General features: G+C 64.9%; 11 protein-coding genes. 6 read left to right on the plus strand and 5 right to left on the minus strand.

Going from position 1 to position 18,076, the window contains the following annotated elements; genetic code table 11:
* Positions 1-94: 94 nt before the first annotated feature.
* Both PWS46_RS22420 and PWS46_RS22425 read left to right on the plus strand, forming a co-directional pair.
* A complete protein-coding gene (locus tag PWS46_RS22420; RefSeq protein WP_434623070.1) occupies positions 95-625 on the plus strand; it encodes a DarT ssDNA thymidine ADP-ribosyltransferase family protein in 531 nt (176 codons plus the stop codon).
* Positions 625-1,269, plus strand: coding sequence for a DarT1-associated NADAR antitoxin family protein (locus PWS46_RS22425; protein WP_434623071.1), 645 nt, complete (start codon positions 625-627; stop codon positions 1,267-1,269). The genes PWS46_RS22420 and PWS46_RS22425 overlap by 1 nt, the downstream gene beginning before the upstream one ends.
* Positions 1,270-1,663: 394 nt before the next feature.
* Here the strand turns inward: PWS46_RS22425 and PWS46_RS22430 are convergent, their stop codons facing one another.
* Positions 1,664-3,967 (minus strand): FdhF/YdeP family oxidoreductase, encoded by a 2,304-nt coding sequence (locus tag PWS46_RS22430; RefSeq protein ID WP_434623072.1) that lies wholly within the window; start codon positions 3,965-3,967, stop codon positions 1,664-1,666.
* Positions 3,968-4,089: 122 nt separating this feature from the next.
* Positions 4,090-5,103, minus strand: a complete 1,014-nt coding sequence (locus PWS46_RS22435) for a chemotaxis protein CheB (protein ID WP_434623073.1) — start codon at positions 5,101-5,103, stop codon at positions 4,090-4,092.
* 159 nt (positions 5,104-5,262) lie between these two features.
* Here PWS46_RS22435 and PWS46_RS22440 point away from each other — a divergent pair, with 159 nt between their 5' ends.
* The 3 genes from PWS46_RS22440 to PWS46_RS22450 all read left to right on the plus strand — a co-directional run bounded on the left by PWS46_RS22440 (position 5,263) and on the right by PWS46_RS22450 (position 10,171).
* Positions 5,263-7,530 carry a CheR family methyltransferase gene (locus tag PWS46_RS22440; protein WP_434623074.1) on the plus strand — a complete coding sequence of 756 codons (2,268 nt, stop codon included), beginning with the start codon at positions 5,263-5,265 and terminating at the stop codon, positions 7,528-7,530.
* 202 nt (positions 7,531-7,732) lie between these two features.
* Positions 7,733-9,235: a PAS domain-containing sensor histidine kinase gene (locus tag PWS46_RS22445; protein WP_434623075.1), complete on the plus strand. Its 1,503-nt coding sequence runs from the start codon at positions 7,733-7,735 to the stop codon at positions 9,233-9,235.
* Between the two features lie 189 nt (positions 9,236-9,424).
* A complete protein-coding gene (locus PWS46_RS22450; RefSeq protein WP_434623076.1) occupies positions 9,425-10,171 on the plus strand; it encodes a LuxR C-terminal-related transcriptional regulator in 747 nt (248 codons plus the stop codon).
* Between the two features lie 10 nt (positions 10,172-10,181).
* Here PWS46_RS22450 and PWS46_RS22455 read toward each other — a convergent pair whose 3' ends face one another.
* Entirely contained in the window at positions 10,182-11,744 is a 1,563-nt protein-coding gene (locus tag PWS46_RS22455) for a hypothetical protein (RefSeq protein ID WP_434623531.1), read from the minus strand.
* A 319-nt stretch (positions 11,745-12,063) separates the two neighbouring features.
* Between PWS46_RS22455 and PWS46_RS22460 the strand changes: the two genes are divergently transcribed.
* A complete protein-coding gene (locus PWS46_RS22460; protein ID WP_434623077.1) occupies positions 12,064-12,264 on the plus strand; it encodes a hypothetical protein in 201 nt (66 codons plus the stop codon).
* A 200-nt stretch (positions 12,265-12,464) separates the two neighbouring features.
* On the opposite strand, the gene PWS46_RS22465 is transcribed toward PWS46_RS22460, so the two are convergent.
* Together PWS46_RS22465 and PWS46_RS22470 are read right to left on the minus strand one after the other, a co-directional pair.
* A complete protein-coding gene (locus tag PWS46_RS22465) occupies positions 12,465-13,799 on the minus strand; it encodes an HlyD family type I secretion periplasmic adaptor subunit (RefSeq protein WP_434623078.1) in 1,335 nt (444 codons plus the stop codon).
* Between the two features lie 60 nt (positions 13,800-13,859).
* Positions 13,860-17,918, minus strand: coding sequence for a peptidase domain-containing ABC transporter (locus PWS46_RS22470; RefSeq protein ID WP_434623079.1), 4,059 nt, complete (start codon positions 17,916-17,918; stop codon positions 13,860-13,862).
* Positions 17,919-18,076 lie beyond the last annotated feature (158 nt).

Consider the following 18,076-nt stretch of genomic DNA (forward strand, 5'->3'; position numbering starts at 1 on the left):
CGCAAATGCATTCTATTGTACCTTATAGGTGTAATTTATTGCTCTTTTCCCCTTTGGAGGGTACGGTATCCGGACTATTGAGGGGGAGGTTGAAGTGAGCATTAATGATTTGATCGCGCGTATCAATGCTAGTTCACAACATCGTTGCCTCTATCACTTTACTGATGCTTCCAATTTGCAGACGATCAAAGAAAAGGGTCTACTGTCTAAGGCACAGATGCGACTACAGGGGTGGTGGCCGGCGGCCACGGGTGGAAATGCACTTAGCCATCAGCTTGACGAACATCGAGGAATTTCCAAATATGTCAGTCTGTGCTTTACCAATAACCATCCAATGAAGCATATCGCTTACCAGCAAGGGAGATTGCCTTCGCCAAGGTACCTTCGAATTAGTGCGAATGTTCTACGCATAGCTGGCGTCAAGGTTGCGTTTGGTGTTGCCAATGCAAACGATACAAAAATCATGCATCTTTCAGATGCAATTCCGCATATGGACCTTGATGTCATTTATTCTAGAACAAATTGGAGCGATGCGGCAATACAGGCTCGTTTGCAAAAAGCAGAAAAGATGGAGTTGCTCGTGCCAGATATAGTCCCATCCGCACTTATTTCCTGGGGGGGGTGATGGCCGTTCGCCCAGTTTTTCTTCCTGTTGAAGATGGACCGCTTTTGGTGGAGGAACGAAACTTTGAATTTACGTGGGCTCCAGGCTTTTCTGAAACCCAAAAGAAGAAAAATGTGTCCGCATTGCATGATGCGGCAAGGAGGTCCGGTATAGGTCGCCTGCTTGAAATTTCCACTAAATCTGAGATTGAATTGGGCAGAAGGTTGAGCGCATTCAGCTTAAAGATAAATGTTGAAGGAAGGATGCTTCCCCTGGAAAGTGTATATCAGAGTGCAAAAGAATTTCGAGAATCTGGACCATTTCTTGAGATAATGGATATGCCTCCACGTGATGCCAAAAGATTTATCAGAGAGAATGGCAAAGGGGATTTGATTGGCTTTCGCTTTCTTGGTCAAAATTTTCCGCTTTGGCCCAAGAACGCGTTCTATGATTGGTTGTATATCCGTGCGTTGCTGCCGCATAATGAATGGATCAAAGAAAAGGTGCTTTACGACGGCTTCACCGACATCGAATTCAATCCACAGAAGCAAGTAAATTGCCAGGCTCGGGCTTTTGCTGAGTACGTAAGTATGCAGAGAAAATCTCTATTGATGAAGGCTGCAGATGATTTTCGATATTTTTCTTCACTGTGTGCAGCGATTTAGAATTTATCATGAATTCGATCTTTCTTGCAGAGAATTTTAGAATTCAGAGAAATCTGTTTCTAATCAGATTAATATTTATAGAAACGGATCTCATATTGAATAATATTTGAGAATTGATTGAAATACTACTCTTGTTGGAGCGACTCGGAGCCCTAGAGATATTTGCCTATATTGTATAACCCGTTGGACTAAACGGTACCGTTTGCGTGTAGTTTTTATCTTCATTTTGCTTGGGTGCTGTGGTGCTTGCCGATCCATCTACTTTAGTGGTGCATTCAGGCAACCCGACCTCGACTGGCACTATGGCCGCCGAGAGTGTCCAGGAGTTCCATGGCATTCTCTGGTGGCATAGGTTGTAGGATTGGCGATAATTGGCGGGCATCCCACTGAAGCTTCAGCCCCCCACCCCATCCGCCACGATCCGCACCGGCACCCCCTTCGCCGCCGGCGTCTTCGACGCCTCGTCGTGATACCATAGCGGGATCAGCGGGTTCATCTCCGGGTAGTACGCCCCGACGCAGCCGCGCGGCAGGTGGAAGGGCGTCACCGTCAGCCCGCCCACCCGGCGGTCGACATCGTCGCCGGCATCGCTCGCCAGCGCGACAACCTGACCCTCCTGCAGGCCGGCGGCGGCGATGTCCAGCGGGTTCATCAGCAGCACGTCGCGGGTGCCCTCGATGCCGCGCAGGCGGTCGGAATAGCCGTAGATCGTCGTGTTGAACTGGTCGTTCGACCGCATCGTCATCAGCCGCCAGCGGCCCGGCGCATCCTCGAAGCCGATGGCACGCAGGCGGCCCGGCGGGGTGAAGTGGGCCTTGCCGGACTCGGTCTTCCAGATCCGCTCGCGCGCCGGGTTGCCGCGGTAGAAGCCGCCGGGGGTGAAGACCCGCTCGTTGAAGCGGTGGAACTGGTCGGGATAGGTCTCCTCGATCAGCGCGCGGATGCGGCCGTAATCGCCCACCCACGCGTCCCACGTCACCTTCGGGTTCGGCGACAGGGTCGCCTTCGCCATGCCGGCGACGATGGCGACCTCCGACTTGAGATGCGGGCTGGCCGGCGTGTTGTTGCCGAGCGAGCCGTGGATGCAGCTCAGGCTGTCCTCCATCGTCACCGCCTGCGCGCCGCTCTCCTGCACATCCTCCTCCGACCGGCCGAGACAGGGCAGCAGATAGGCCACCTCGCCATTGATCAGGTGGCTGCGGTTCAGCTTGGTGGCGATCTGCACGGTCAGGCGCATGCGCGTCCAGGCCGCCTCCATCCGCTCGCGCTCGGGGATCGCGCGGACGAAGTTGCCGCCGAGCCCGATGAAGGCCTTCACCTCGCCCGACAGGATCTTCTCGCAGGCCTTGACGGTGGTCAGCCCCTCCTTGCGCGGCGGCTCGAAGCCGAACTGGTCGGCCAGCCGGTCGAGCGGCACCAGTTCCGGCTTTTCGGAGATGCCGACGGTGCGCTGGCCCTGGACGTTGGAATGGCCGCGCACCGGGGAAATGCCGGCGCCGTCACGGCCGATGTTGCCCTTCAGCAGCCACAGATTGACCAGCGCGCCCAACGTCTCCGACCCGTGTACCTGCTGGGTCAGGCCCATGCCGTACATGGCGATCGAGCGGTCGGCCTCGACATAGATGTCGGCGGCCTGTTTCAGATCGGCGCGCGTCAGGCCGGATTCCTCTTCGATCTGCTTCCAGCCGATGGCGTTCACCCGCGCCTTCATCTCCTCGAAGCCGATGGTGTGCCGGGCGATGAAGTCCTGGTCGAGGACATGCTTGCCCTCCCTCTGCCGTTCCTCCTCGGCCGCCAGCACATGCTTGATCAGGCCGGTGATCGCCGCGATGTCGCCGCCGGCCTTCACCTGGAAATACAGGGTGGAGATCTGCGTATCCTTGCCGGTCAGCATCTCCAGCGGGCTTTGCGGGTTGCGGAAGCTCTCCAGCCCCTTTTCCCGCACGGGGTTGAAGGTGACGATCTTGGCCCCGCGCTTGACCGCCTCCTGCAGCGGGTGGAGCAGGCGGGGGCTGTTCGACCCGGTGTTCTGGCCGAAGAAGAAGATGGCGTTGCAGCTGTCGAAATCGTCCAGCACGCAGGTGCCGACCGGCGATCCGATGACCTTCTTCAGCCCGACCGATGTCGTCTCGTGGCACATGTTGGAGCTGTCCGGCAGGTTATTGTGCCCGTAGAGCCGCGCGAAAAGCGCATAGAGATAGGAGGTCTCCAGGCTGGCGCGGCCCGACGAATAGAACACCGCCTGTTCCGGGTCGATGGCGCGCAGTTCCGCCCCGATGGCGGCGAAGGCCTCGTCCCAGCCGCAAGGCACGTAGCGGTCGCTCGCCCGGTCATAGCGCATGGGATGGGTCAACCGCCCCTGCTGCTCCAGGTCGTAATCCTTCCAGCCCTTCAGTTCGGTGACCGTATGCTCGGCGAAGAAGTCGGGCGTGCAGCGCCGGCTGGTCAGTTCCCAGATCGTCGCCTTGGCGCCGTTCTCGCAGAACTCGAAGGTGTGGGGCTTGGCCGGCTTGGCCCAGGCGCAGGACACGCACATGAAGCCGCCGGGCTTGTTCTGCCGGCGCAGCGTCTCCAGCACGGCGGCCGACGGCCGCTCCTCCCCCATGATGCGGGCCATGGATTTGACCGACCCCCAGCCGCCGGCCGGGCCGTCGTAATGCGGGGTGTCGTTGTCGTCCGACAGTCCATCGATGCTCATGGGGCGGCTCATTCGATATCTCTGGGAATTAGCGTCCGGGGCGGGTGCCCCGCCGGTCCCCTGTCCAACCGCGCCATGATCATCCAGTTCCCTCGCAGCGGAGCCGCGTGCATCGCCCCCGCTCAGCCCTCGCCCTGTCCGCTGCTCTGCCGGACCCTCGGGTCTGACAGCACCTTCCGCAGCAGGTCGGCGGTCTGCCGTGCCTCCTGCATCTGTGATTCCCATTTCGCGACCAGATTCATCTGATTGTGCTCATGGGCGTAGCTGGCCATGCGGTTGAACAGCTCCACCCGGTCCTCATGGGTGCGCAGGGCGACCCACAGCACCTTTTCCATCACCTCGGCCTGCACCTCCTCCATGCTGTCTGGACTGAAAGCATGGCCGACCTGACAGCGGAAACGCAGCACCGGGCCGTCCTGGATCGCCGAAAGTCCGCCGCCGCAGTCCGGGCAGGAGAGGGTGGTCGGTTTGCCCACCGACTTGGTGTCGTCGGACACTGTGGTGAACTCCTGTTCCGCGATTTGGGCCTCCGCGGCGATGTCGAAGGGAACCGGCGGGCTGGTGCCTGCCGGCTCCGCCGCCAGCCGGCACAGCAGCGCCGGCATGTCATCGATCGGCAGCACATGGTCGACCGGCGCGCGCGCGATGGCGCTTTCAGGCATGCTCGGCCACTCTGCCTCCCCCGGATCCTGGACGACGCAGAGACCGCCGCAGCGGTGGATGGCGCGCAGGCCGGAAGCGCCGTCGTCGAGCATTCCCGTCAGCACGACGCCGACGACCCGGCTGCCGAAGGCGATGCCGGCGGAGCGGAACAGCGGATCCACGGCTGGACGGGTGCGGTTCTCCCGCGGGCCGCGGCGCACCAGCACGTGGTCGTGATGGACGAGCAGGTGATGGTCGGGCGACGCCAGATGGATGTGACCGGGTCGGATCGGTTCGCCGTCGGCGGGATGGAAGGCGGGCAGCCAGTGGGCCCGCTCCAGCAGCCGCGGCAGCATGCTTTTGGCGTTGGGCGAAATGTGCAGGACGACGAACACCGTCGGCACGCAATCTTTCGGCATGCCGCCGAACAGCCGGGTCAGGGCCGAAAGTCCGCCGGCCGATGCGCCGATCACGAGAATATCGCGCTTGTCCATGGAACGTGAACAGCCAGAAGCCTGATGCGTCGCAATGCTGAGCCAAAAATTTCCACTTCCATCCGAACGCTCCAATAAATGGGAGCTACGACGTCATGCCGCTTGAGCAAACTGTAGATTGCCGTCTATGCTATGTTCGATATGGCGAAGATTGAAGCGATGACCAACGGCAACGATGATCCGGACAATGATTTTTCCAATCTGATCCGTCACATACAGGAAAGTCGCGGCATCGACTTCCGCGGCTACAAGCGGACCAGCCTGGAACGGCGTATCCGGCGCCGGATGGAAGAGGTGGGCTGCGACAATTTCAACGCCTATCATGCCTTCCTGGAGGCACATCCGCAGGAATTCATCGAACTTCTGAACACCGTTCTGATCAACGTCACCTCCTTCTTCCGCGACAAGGAGGCGTGGGAGGTGCTGCGCCGCGAGGTCGTTCCCCAGATCATCGAACGCAAGGGGGAAAAGGCGCCGATCCGGATCTGGAGCGTCGGCTGCGCCTCGGGGGAGGAGCCCTATTCGCTGGCGATGCTGTTCGCCGAGCATCTCGGCAGCACGGAATTCTGCCGGCGGGTCAAGATTTACGCGACCGATCTGGACGACGACGCCCTGAACACCGCGCGCCACGCCACCTATTCCCCGCGCGACGTGGAATCGGTGCCGGAACCGCTGCTGCAACGCTATTTCGAGCGGACCGGCAACCATTACGTCTTTCAGCGCGAACTGCGCAAATGCGTGATCTTCGGCCGCCACAATGTGGTCAGCGATGCGCCGATCTCCCGCATCGACCTGCTGGTCTGCCGCAACCTGCTGATCTATCTGGAGGCGGACACCCAGGCCATCGTCCTGCCGCGCCTTCATTATGCCCTGGTCAATGACGGCATCCTGTTCCTGGGCAAGGCGGAAACCCAGCTGGCCCGGTCCCGCATGTTCGAGGCGGTGAACCTGAAAAGCCGCATCTTCACCAAGGTGCCGCAGGAATGGCACCGCACCTCCGGCGGCAGCCTGACACTGGCCGCCGACCAGCCCAACGGACGCAACAGCCAGCACATCCGCCTGCTGGAAAGCATCGTCGACGGCAGTTCGACGGCCTATATGGCGGTCAGCGCCGACGGTCAGCTGATCTTCGCCAATCTGCTGGCCCGCCGACTGTTCGAGGTCGAGGAGTCGGACATCGGCCGTCCGTTCCACGATCTGACCATTTCCTACCGCCCGACCGAACTGCGCAGCCAGATCGAGGAGGTGCGCAACAGCGGGCGCGTGGTCCGCATCGACCATCAGCCTTTCAGTGGTCCGGGCAGAGAACCGATGCGGCTGACCATCGAGATCTCACCCCTGTTCGGCCGCGACGGCAAGACCTTCGGCTCTCTGCTGAGCTTCCAGGACACCAGCCGCCTCTTCATGCTCCAGCAGGAGGTCGAGGTGGCGCAGGAAAGCCTGGAGACCACCATCGAAGAACTTCAATCCTCCAACGAGGAACTGGAGACCACCAATGAAGAGTTGCAGTCGACCAATGAGGAGTTGGAGACGACAAACGAGGAACTCCAGTCCACCAACGAGGAACTGGAGACCATAAACGAGGAGTTGCGCTCGACCAACGAGGAGCTTGAGGTCACCAACGAGGAAATGCGGCGCCAGAGCGACGAGGCGGGCGAGTACCGGCGCTATTCTGAATCGGTCCTGCGCAGCATCGATGTCGGCATCATCGTGCTGGACGACAATCTGCTGGTCCAGTCGTGGAACCGCTGGTGCGAGAATGTCTGGGGTCTGCGCAACGAGGAGGTGACCGGCGGATCCTTCCTCGATCTCGACATCGGTTTGCCGGTGCAGCGGCTGCGCGATTCGCTGCATGATGCGCTGACGACGCAGATGCCGGTCGAAGCGATGGAGATGGAGGCGATGGACCGGCGCGGACGCCGGATCGACTGTCGCATCCGCCTGTCGCCGCTGCTGTACGACAGCCGGCAGCCGCGCGGCGTCATCCTGATCGTGGAGGATGTCACCGAGCGTCGACGGTCCGACGCCTTCATCCGCTATCTGGGCCGTATCGTCGGGCAGTCGCTGAACGAGATCTATTTCCTCGATCCCACCACCTTCCATTTCCATCTGGTCAATAAGGGTGCGGAGGAGAAGCTGGGCTATTCTCTGGACCTTCTCCGCCAGATCGCCCTACATGACCTGATGCCGGAGATCGATGCCGACGCCTTCACCCGGTTGGTCGCCCCGCTGCTGTCGGGCGAGAAGGCGGAAATCGTCATTGAGACAACGATCGAGAGCAGCAACAAGCCGCCAAGGCAGGTCGAAATGTGCATGCAGTATTTCGGCCAGGAGGATCCGCCGATCCTGGTGGCGATCGCCCACGACGTCGCGAAGCGCCAGCGCATCGGCATAGACGACAATCGCACGAAAGCGGTATCCCAGTAATCGAAACTTTGGGCTGTGGTACCCCGCTGCGGTTCCGACGGCACCTGAATACCGGATGCATTTGTCAGAAGTTATATGGCCGTGACGGCATTGCATCAGGACAGTTAACATTGTGAACTAAGTATCGTTGCAATCACCCGGCGTTGTGCACCGTGGATCGCTGACCCCGAAACGGGCTGATCGCGAAAAGGATCGTGTTGGCATGTCGGACGCGCATGGTCTGAAGGAACCGAAGGCAAAGCCGCTGATCGTCCAACCGATTTGGGACCGGCTGGATCATGCCGTCATCGTCACCGACCTGAACCTCGCCGCACCGGGTCCGACCATCCGCTATGTCAACCGCGCCTTCACCCGTCTGACCGGCTATCGCGCCGACGAGGTGATCGGCCGCTCCCCCCGTTTCATGCATTGTCCCCGCACCGACAAGGTGGTGGCCGCCGCCATCAAGCGGGACCTGCTGGAGGGGGAATATGCGCGGGGCACCTTGGTCAACCGGCGGAAGGACGGCAGCGAATATCTGTGTGCCCTGGTCATCACCCCGCTGATCGGCCCCAGTGGCGAAACCGAGCATTTCATCTGCGTGGCCGGCGACCTGAAGGAGGACTGCTCTCCCTCCGCAGTCCAGCGGCTCTACGACGAGCTTGAACAGGCGCAGACGCTGGTCGAGGATCTGGAACGGCGCCAGCAGGAGGCAAACGAGACCATCGCGCAACTGCGCAAGGAACTGCGAACCGCAAACGGACGATACCGGGAAACGCTGGCGCAATTGGATGCGGTGCAGGAAAGGCTGTCGCTGCGGGAAAATGCGTTGGACCACAGCAACCAGGAGTTCGACCGGTCCGACACCGAACTTCAGGCCTCCCTGGAAGAGCTGCGCGCCATGGACGAGGAACTGCGCCTCTCGCTGGAACAGGTGGAGGAGGCCAACGCCCATCTCGCCCGCTCGAACGAGGAACTGCAGCGTCTACGCGCCTCCGACGCCGACAAGCTGCAGCTTCTGGGTTCGGCCAGCCATGACCTGCGCCAGCCGGTGATGTCGATGGGGCTGTTCCTGGACGTGCTGCGCCATCGGATGGGCGACGGGGATCAACCGATCCTGGGCGGACTTCTGGCCGCGCACCTGTCGATCCGCACCCTGCTGGACGGCATGCTGGACACCGCGCGGCTGGATGCCGGTGCGCTGGACCCGATGATCGAGTCCCTGCCGATGCGCGACATGCTGGAGGCGATCGAGGGAGAGTTCACGATCCAGGCGGAAATGCGCGGGCTGCGCTTCCGCGTCGTGCCCTGCAGGGCGGTGGTGCTCAGCGACGCGCAGCTTCTGGAGCGGATCCTGCGGAACCTCCTGGCGAACGCGCTGAAATACACCAACTCCGGCTCGATCCTGCTGGGCGGCCGCCGTTGCCGCGACGGAAAAGGGCGCAGCAGCTTGCGGATCGAGGTCTGGGACACCGGGCCCGGCATCGACGAGCGCAGCCAGACCTTCATTTTCGAGGAGTTCCGGCAACTCGGCAACCGCAACCGCGACCAGCGGCGCGGGGTCGGTCTTGGCCTCGCCATCGTCGCGCGGTTGGCCCGCCAGCTCGACCACGAGATCGGCTTGCGGTCCTGGCCGGATCGGGGCTCGGTCTTTTCGATTACGGTGCCGCTTGCCCCATCGGTTGCTGCCAATCGGGGCAAGTCCGTGGGCAAACGCGGAGGTTGAGGTTCAAGGATGGGGGAAAGCGTACAATAGCCGATCTGCCACCTTCGGTTCGCTGACCTCTTATCCCCATGCACCCTATGGATAACCGCATGGAAAGTTCATCGCGGCAGTGGCTTGGAACTAAAGTTTTGCTTACGAGCCGCTTAACCGGCGAGAGCTGGTATCATTGATCGATGAAGAGGAACAAACGTGGATCATCACGCGCAGCACGGCCATGGCTCCGCAGAGCTGAACATGGTGTCTGACCGCCGGATTCCGTCCGACGATCCCCTCAAGTTCCTGATCGTCGACGATCATGCGCTGGTCCGCTACGGCCTGACCCTGGCCTTGCGGCAGCGCTATGAGGACGTCGTGATCGTAGAGGCCGGATCGCTGGCCGAGGCCATGCGCAAGGCGCGGTCGGAACCGGACCTCACCGCCATCCTCTATGACCTGCAGATGGGCGACAGCGACGAGCACAGCGGCCTGACCGACATGCTGGAGGCCGCCGGCGACGTGCCGCTGATCGTCGTCTCCGGGGCGACCGACGGCAACGTCATTGCCTCCTGCATCCGAGCCGGTGCCCGCGGCTTCGTCAACAAGGGCTGCGAAGCGGCGGTGCTCGACCAGGCGCTTGCCATCGTGCTGGAGGGCGGCATCTTCGCCCCGGCTCCGCCCACGCCGCCCAACGGGAAGCGGGTCCGCATCGCGCTGACGGCCGATGCGGCTCCCGTGCGCAGCGAAAGCGAATTGGTCGGCGGTCTGACCGAACGCCAGCGCGAGGTGCTGTGCCTTCTGCTGGAAGGTCGGTCCAACAAGGAGATCGCCCGCGCGCTCGGCGTGCTGGAGGGCACCATCAAGGTGCATCTGCGGTCGGTGATGCAGCGGCTGGGCGTGCGCAACCGCACCCAGCTGGCGCTGGCCACCATCAAGGCGGGGATCAAGCTGCCGTCCTGAACGGGCTCGTCTATTGCGGTGTCGGGCCGATGCCGCGCTGCTGGGCGGCGTCCAGCAGGCTGACAAGCTCGCCCGAAACCCACCAGCGGCAGCGGCGGCGTTCCTCGGTCGCGACGGTGACGACACGGTCGATCAACTTGCTTTCGCCGGCATTCAGTTCGCGGCCGTCGCGCAGCGCCCGCTCGGCGATGCCCAGCAGCGTCTTGTCGATGGCCGTCACCTCGATGGGATAGCCGGTCTCTTCCGCCAGTTCGCACAGTTCGGCCATCGCCGACAGCGCATCCTCGCGGCCATAGGCGCCGATCTGGCGGAACAGGCCGGCCAGATGCTCACCGATCGCCGTCAGCCAGGGGTTGGTCGAGGCGGCGATGCCGCGGCGGCGAAGCCGGTGGTTGAAGCCGTTGATGAAGCGTACCGGCTCGATCAGCGGTCGGGCGGTGCTGCTGGCGTTCAGCGTCAGCAGGCGGTGGCTCAGCACCGGCACCACCTCTCCCTCCACCAGTCCGGTCACCCGGCCGACGGCGGCTGACACCGCCGCCCAGTTGCGCCCGCCGCGCTCGACGCCGAAGCCCTGCAGCGCGTCGTACCAGCGGAAGGCGCGCTCCTGCAGGCGGTCCACCGTCTCGCCGGCGGTCAGCTGCGGCGGGGCGGGGCGGCCGAGATGCAAATCCTCCAGCTTCTGGCGCAGGCATTGCCAGGCGAACTGCACATGACCGACCGCCGCCTCGACCAGGGCCGGGTTGGGCGACAGGCCATGGAGCGCAAGCGCCTGATCGGGATCGCGCGATCCGTTCAGCAGGGCCAGGGCGTACTGCATCGCACCCTCCGCGCCGCCGCCCGTGGCCGCGCCGCGCCCGGCCATCTCCGACACCATGTGCAGGACGCCGATGGTGTCGCGCGGACGGACGGCGCCCTTCCACAGCGGCGCATGCTCCAGCATGGCGTCCAGCATCGCCAGATCGCCGAACGACAGCGGCGCCACCCCGGTCAGCCCGCGCTTGCGCAGCAGGGTGATCCGCTCGGCGTTGGCGGTCGCCAGCAGCGGCCCGGCCGCGCCGCGCCGGCGCAGAACCTCCAGCGAACTCACGCGAAGCTCCTCCGCCCAATCCGCCGCGGCGGGGGAGGCGAGGACGGCATCGAGCGGATGTTCGGTAGCCCGGTCGGCGATGTCGGACTGGACCCGACCGGCAAGGTCGCGCAGATGCGGCAGCAGGGCGAACCACCACGCGCTGGCGTCGACCACATGCATGCAGCCCGGCGGCCGGCTTTCCGCCAGCATCAGCGCATCGGTGCGCAGCATCACCGGGTCGAACCAGCCGGTCCAGATGCGCCGGGCATGTTCGGTGCGCGGGCCGTTCAGCATTGCGACGATCAGCCGGCCGACCTCCACCGTCATCTGGTCGTCTTCCAGATGGCCGGCCTGCACCAGTTCGAACAGCTTGGACTTCTGCGCCCGGTCCAGCGGAGCCAGGATCGCCTTGACCTTGTCGAGGCTGACGGCTGCCGGATCCGGTTCCACCGCGTGGAGCGGCACGGTCTGAAGGGAGGCGCTGCGGTTGGGGCGGCCGGCCATGGCGTTCACGGGCGCTGCTGAGACGCGGTAATTTTAGGTACAGGCACCAATGATTGCTACTGGTATGTCGTGACATATTCTGTCGAGCTGTGTCGGGGCCGTAGGATGCCCGCGGCTTGCCGCTTTTCGCCACCGGTCGGCGACAGATGAAACGAGATGTATCAAATGCAGCCTAAATTTATTTCATTTAAGCGCTAAATCGCATCTTCACACCTGTCGGTCGTAGACCCATTATTCGGGAAGGCCACGCGTCCAGCATTAAGGCGCCCCGATGATTCCGCAGAAACTCGCCGACACCAACCCCAGGTTGTTCCCCGTCATGACCGAAGTCGACACCCGGAAGGCCGAACAGGTCGTGGACGACTTCGTCGCCCGTCTGACCGTGGCGGGCCTGCCCGATGGCGAGCGCGCCGCGGTGTGCGAGGCGGCGCTGAAGCGTCTGATGGGCCACCTGATCGAGCGCGAAGGCTGGCTGGCCGAGGAATTCGCCGCCGCGGCCCGGTCGCTCGGCGCCTACTGACCACTCGCGCTATCCATCGGCCGCCCGTCCTAGCCAGGACCGGCGGCCTTTTTGCGTTTGTGGGGGGAGGGTGGCCAATCTCCCTCTCCCCCCTGGGGAGAGGGTCGGGGTGAGGGGGATGCACCGCGTGACTACTCCAAAAATCCTCGCCGCGCCTCCCCCTCACCCTAACCCTCTCCCCGGGGGGGAGAGGGGACTCCTCACCGTTCGTTGAAGCTGTCGGACAGGGCGAAGTAGATCGGCTTCAGCAGATATTCCAGCAGCGACCGCTCGCCCGTGGGCAACTCCACCTGGGTGGTCATGCCGGGCAGGACCGGGTGCTCGACGTCGTCGCGGCCGACATGGTTGCGGCTGAGCGCCACGACCGCCTTGTAGTAGGGGCGTTTCTGCTCGTCCAGGAAGGTGGAGGCGGAGATGCGCTGCAGCGTGCCGGTGATGGCGCCGTAGCGGGCGAAGTCGTAGGTCAGCACCTTGACCGTCGCCTCCTGCCCGACCTGGAGATGGCCGACGTCGCGCGGGGTGACATGCGCCTCGACCGTCATGTCGTGGTCGACCGGAACGATCTGCATTAGGACGCCGCCTTCCGGCACCACGGCGCCGATGGTGTTGATGCGCAGGTCCTGCACCAGCCCGCGCACCGGCGACGGCACGGTCAGCCGTTCGGCGCGGTCGTCCAGCTTGGCGCGGGCCTCGCGCAGCTGGGCGATCTCGGCGGTGACGGTGCCCATCTCGGTCACGGCGTCCTGCGACAGCTTGGCCGACTGGTCGAGGATGCGGTTGCCGGCCTCGGTGATCGCCTGTTGGGTGGCGATGATCTGGCCCTCGATCCGCCGCTGCTCGCCCATCAGCCGCGACTGCTCGCGCTGGGTTTCCAGCGACTGCAGCTTCGACGACAGGCCCATGGATTCCAGCCTGTTGCGGATGTCGACCGATCCGGTGATGAAGGTGATCTGGTCCTTGATGTTGGCGAGCTGCCCCTCATACAGCGCCAGCTCGGCCTCGCGCTGCGACACCTGGGCCTGCAGCACGGCGATGGCGGTGTCGCGGGCCTTGCGCTGGGTGTCGTAGATCAGGCGCTGGTCGGCGATCTGCGCCTCCTTCTGGGCCTCCGCCTGCGGCGTGCCGGGTCCGGCGGCGCGGATGAAGTCCGGCTCCCGCCCGGCGGCGAAGGCGCGCAGCCGCTCCGCCCGCAGCTCCAGCGTCAGCAGGCGGGCATTCATCTGCTCGCGCTCGGCCTGGACCTGCTTGGGGTCGAAGACGATCAGCGGCTGGCCGGCCTCGACCAGATCGCCCTCCTTGACCAGGATGGCCGACACGATGCCACCCTCCAGATGCTGGACGACCTGGGAATTGCCGGACGGCACCACCTGTCCGGCGGTGACGACGGCCTCCTTGACCGGCATCAGCGTGGCCCAGGTCAGCAATGCCGCCAGCAGCAGGACCAGCACGACGATGGTCGCACGGACCAGCGACAGCGTCGCGTCGTCGGCGCTGAGCGATTTGCCGGTGGGGCGGGCGAGGTCTGAAGCGGCCATCTGCGGATCACACTGAAAGCGGAAAGGAGGGGGAAAGCGCAAAGTAAGGAGCGAAACGGGTCAGCGTTGCGGCGTGGCGGCGACGCCGGGCGGGCGTTGCAGCCCGATCCCGCCCAGCAGCGCCCCGGCAATGCCGTTGGCGACGCTGCTGCCGCCACCGCCCGGACCAACAGGGCGGGGGCCGGGCAGACCGCCGGCCGGGTTGGCGGGGGCGATCATGCCGGCATCCATGGTCAGCACCGTGTCGGCCAGCGTCAGGTGGCTCGGCCGGTGGGTGACCAGGAAGATGGTGCTGTGGCCGCGCAGCGCGGCCAGCGCGGCGTGCAGGGCCTTGTCGCCTTCGAAATCCAGCCGGCTGGCCGGTTCGTCCAGCAGCAGGATGCGCGGCCGGCGGATATAGGCGCGGGCCAGGCAGATCTTCTGCGTCAGGCTGGGCGACAGGCGCAGCGACTGGTTGTCGCCGATGCGGGTGTCCAGGCCGCGCGGCAGCGCCTCCACCTCGTCCAGGGCGCCGGCCAGCGACAGCGCCCAGCGCAACTCGGCCTCGTCGGCGGTCTGGTCGGCGAAGCGCAGGTTCTGGGCGATGGTGCCGTAGAACAGCGAGCTGGCCTGCGGCACATAGCCGACCGACTTGCGCAGGTCGACCGGGTCCATCTGGCGGATGTCGACGCCGTCGATCCGCACATTGCCGGCCTGCGGCGCATAGAGCCCCAGCATCACCTTCAGCAGCGACGACTTGCCGGCACCGTCCGACCCGACGATGGCGACGATCTGCCCCGGCTTGACGGTGAAGCTCACGCCGACCAGCGCCGGGTCTGCATCGTTGCGGTAGCGCAGCGACACGCGGGAGAAGGAGACTTCGCCCTTCAGCCGGCGCGGCTGCAGGGTGGCGCAGCGCGGCTCGCGCTCCGGCCGGATGCTCATCAGGCCGTTGATCTGGCGGGCGTTGGCGCGCAGCTGCTCGATGCGCGGCAGCATGGAGACGGCGGTCTGCAGCGGCACCATCACCCGCCACAGCAGCATCATCGACGCCATCAGCGCGCCCGGCGTCATGGTGCCGGCGAAGACCTGCATGGCGCCGACGCCGACGGTGGCGAGCCCGGCGACCGGCACCACCAGCCCGGCCAGCGCCGCGTGGGTCGCCGACAGGTTGGCGGCGGTGTGGCCCGACCGCGCGGTGCGGGCGGACAGCCGGTCATAACGGTCGCGCCAATGGGCCAGCCCGCCGATGGCGCGCAGCGCCGGCATCTTGGCGACCATCTCGACGAAGAATTCCTGCCGCTCGGTGTCGGCGCGCGCGGTGGTGCCGGTGCGGGCGCGCACCATCGGGTGGACGGCGGCGCCGATGGCGGCGGTCACCAGCACGGCGGCCAGCGGCACCAGCGCCAGCGGCCCGCCCAGCACGGCCATCACCCCCAGATAGAACAGGGCGAAGGGCACGTCGAACAGGGCCGCGACCTGCCCCTGGCTGATGAAGTCGCGGATCGATTCCAGATCCTTCACCCGGGCGATCTGCGTGCCGATGGCGGCGCGCTCGCTCAACCCCACCGGCAGCATCAGGATGCGTTCGATGGTGGCGTTGCTGATGCTGCGGGCGATGCGCGACCCGGCATGGGCCAGCGCCCGGCCGCGGATCTGGCGCAGGGCGAAATCGCCGGCGATCACCAGGAACGCGCCGACGGCGATGGTCTCCAGCGTGTCGTAGGAACCTGTGCCGATGACCTTGTCGTAGATCGCCATGGTGAAGAGCGGGGCGGCGACGGACAGCAGGTTGATGACCGCGCTCAGTCCCAGAACCGCCCACAGCAGGGGCAGATAGGCATGGATGACGGTGCCGACCCAGTTCTGGCTGCCGGCGCCGGCAGCCGCCTCCAGCGGGGTGAAGACATAGGCGGTGCCCTTGCCGAAATTCAGCATCACCGTCTCGCGCGACCGTCCGCTGAAGGCGGTGACGCCGTCGGCGTCCGCGGACAGCAGCGTGTAGATGCCGCCGTCGCGGGCGCGGAACAGGCAGGGCAGCAGCGACGGCTCCGGCCGGCCGAGGTCGAAGCGCAGGCTGCGCCCCTCGAAATGCAGGCGCTGGAGCACGTCGCACAGCTCCTCCACCGTCTGCACCTCGGAGAAGTGGGGCAGGGCCTCCGCCAGTGTCTGCGGCGCGCCGCGCCAGCCCAGCGCGTCCAGCAGCGGGACCATGCAGGCGCCCACGGCCGACGCCTCCGCCAGCCGGCGGCGCAGGATGTCGCCGTCGTCATGGGCGGCGCGGATCGGCTCCGCGTCGGCTTTGGCCTCCGCCTCGTCCGTAGTAGTCGCGGCGGCGGCGACGAGGACCGGCTGGCCGCCGGCGCTTCCGGCATCCGGATTGCGGGTGACGGCACGGCCGTCGACGATCTGCACCACCCGGTCGGCCAGCGACAGCAGCGACGGACGGCTGGTGACTAGCAGGATGGTGACGCTGCCGCGCAGCTCGTCCAGCGCGCGGCGGAACGCCTTGTCGGACTCGACGTCGAGGGAGGAGTTCGGCTCGTCCAGCAGCAGCACCGCCGGCTCGCGCACCAGCGCGCGGGCAAGGCAGATCAGCTGGCGGGCGCCGCGCGGCAGCGCCTCCTGCGAGGCGTCGCCGACGATGGTCTCATAGCCCTGCGGCAGGCTGGCGATTCGGCGGTCGAGGCCCAGGCGGCGGCAGACCTCCATCGCCAGATCGGCCCGGCCGGGATCGAACAGGGTCAGGTTCTGCAGGATGGTGCCTTTGAACAGCTCCGGATGCTCGCCGACATAGACGACGCCGCCGATGCCGATCATCGCATCGGCGTCGGTCAGGGCGCGCACGCCGACCCGCACCTCGCCCGAACTCGGCCGTAGCACGCCCAGGATCAGGCGCAGCAGGGTGGTCTTGCCCGAACTGTTGGTCGCCACCACGCCCAGGAACTCGCCCGGCCCGACGCTCAGCGACAGGTCGCTTAGGATTTCCGGCCCGCGGTCGTAGGCGAAGCGGACCTTGTCCATCTCGATGGAGCCGGGGGCCAGCGCCGTGGCGACCTCGCTGCCGGACTTGCCGTCTCCTTGCGGCTGTGCCGCGGCCCCGTCGATGCCGACCTCCAGCAGGACATGGCCGATGCGGCGCAGGGCCAGCGATACCGACTGGTAACGGACCCAGCGGTCGAACAGCGCCTGCACCGGCTGCACGCAGCGTCCGGCCAGCATCGAGCAGGCGGTGAGCACGCCGGTTGTCATCGCCCCGTCGATCACCGACACGCTGCCGACGATCACCACCAGCATCATCGTCGCCTGCGCCAGCGTGGCGGCGACGACGGAGGCGGAGCCGCTGAGCCGTGCGACGGCGAAATCCTCCTCGCTGCAGCCCTGCTGCAGGCGTTCATGGCGGCGCAGCAGACCGGCCTCCGCCCCCAGCCCCTTCACCGTATGGACGCCGGCCAGCACCTCGCTGATGAAGTTCAGGCGCCGCTCCTCCATCGTGTGGCGGCTTTCCAGCGCCCGGCGCATGCGCCGGCCCAGCACGGCGCCGACGATCAGGAACAGCGCCAGCACCGCCACCGGGATCACCGCCAGCCAGCCGGCCAGCAGGGCGATCAGCCCCAGGTAGAGGACGGCGAAGGGGATGTCGATGGCCGACTGCAGCGCCTGGCCCGAGTAGAATTCCCGCACCATCTTGATGGCGCGATAGACCTCGAAATGGGTGCCGATCCCCTGTTGGGAAAAGGCGTTCAGCGGCATGTGCATCAGCCGGTCGATCAGCGATGCGCTCGACCGATGTTCGATCCTGGCGCCCATCCAGGTGGTCAGCGCCGAGCGCGCGACCCGCAGGATCGCCTCCATGACCGCCGCCGCGCCGCAGCCGATGCCCAGCAGGAGCATGGTGCCGTAGGACTCGTTCGGCAGGATGCGGTCATAGACGTGCAGCAGCGTGACCGGCAGGGCCAGCGCGAAGATGTTCAGCGCAAAGGATGCCAGGACCAGCATCGCGCGGTCGCGCCGCGGCCCCAGCATGCCGGACAGCAGGCGCCGGGCAGCCTTTTCGGCCGCCCGGTCGCTGCCGGAGGACGCCTTGGCCGCGGCGGTGCGCGGTGCGGTGCGGATGGTGGACGGGGCTGCGGACTGCAAGACGACCAACCTGTTCACAGGGTTAACCCGGTGCTAATCAACACCACAATTGCTAGTGATAGGTAAATCCGCGAATAGCAACAAAAGGCAACCGAGTGACAAAATGTGTTACGCCCACCCCTTCCGATCCTGCGTGAAAGGGGAAAGAAACAAAGTGA

This window comes from Azospirillum sp. B2RO_4 (genome assembly GCF_051124815.1).
Classification (GTDB): Bacteria; Pseudomonadota; Alphaproteobacteria; order Azospirillales; family Azospirillaceae; genus Azospirillum.

Excerpts from the sequence above, each read along its gene's own strand:
- PWS46_RS22460 (WP_434623077.1), top strand. The coding sequence starts at position 12,064 with ATGACCGAAGTCGACACCCGGAAGGCCGAACAGGTCGTGGACGACTTC.
- PWS46_RS22440 (WP_434623074.1), top strand. The coding sequence starts at position 5,263 with ATGACCAACGGCAACGATGATCCGGACAATGATTTTTCCAATCTGATC.
- PWS46_RS22445 (WP_434623075.1), top strand. The coding sequence starts at position 7,733 with ATGTCGGACGCGCATGGTCTGAAGGAACCGAAGGCAAAGCCGCTGATC.
- PWS46_RS22455 (WP_434623531.1), bottom strand. The coding sequence starts at position 11,744 with ATGGCCGGCCGCCCCAACCGCAGCGCCTCCCTTCAGACCGTGCCGCTC.
- PWS46_RS22425 (WP_434623071.1), top strand. The coding sequence starts at position 625 with ATGGCCGTTCGCCCAGTTTTTCTTCCTGTTGAAGATGGACCGCTTTTG.
- PWS46_RS22435 (WP_434623073.1), bottom strand. The coding sequence starts at position 5,103 with ATGGACAAGCGCGATATTCTCGTGATCGGCGCATCGGCCGGCGGACTT.
- PWS46_RS22430 (WP_434623072.1), bottom strand. The coding sequence starts at position 3,967 with ATGAGCATCGATGGACTGTCGGACGACAACGACACCCCGCATTACGAC.
- PWS46_RS22465 (WP_434623078.1), bottom strand. The coding sequence starts at position 13,799 with ATGGCCGCTTCAGACCTCGCCCGCCCCACCGGCAAATCGCTCAGCGCC.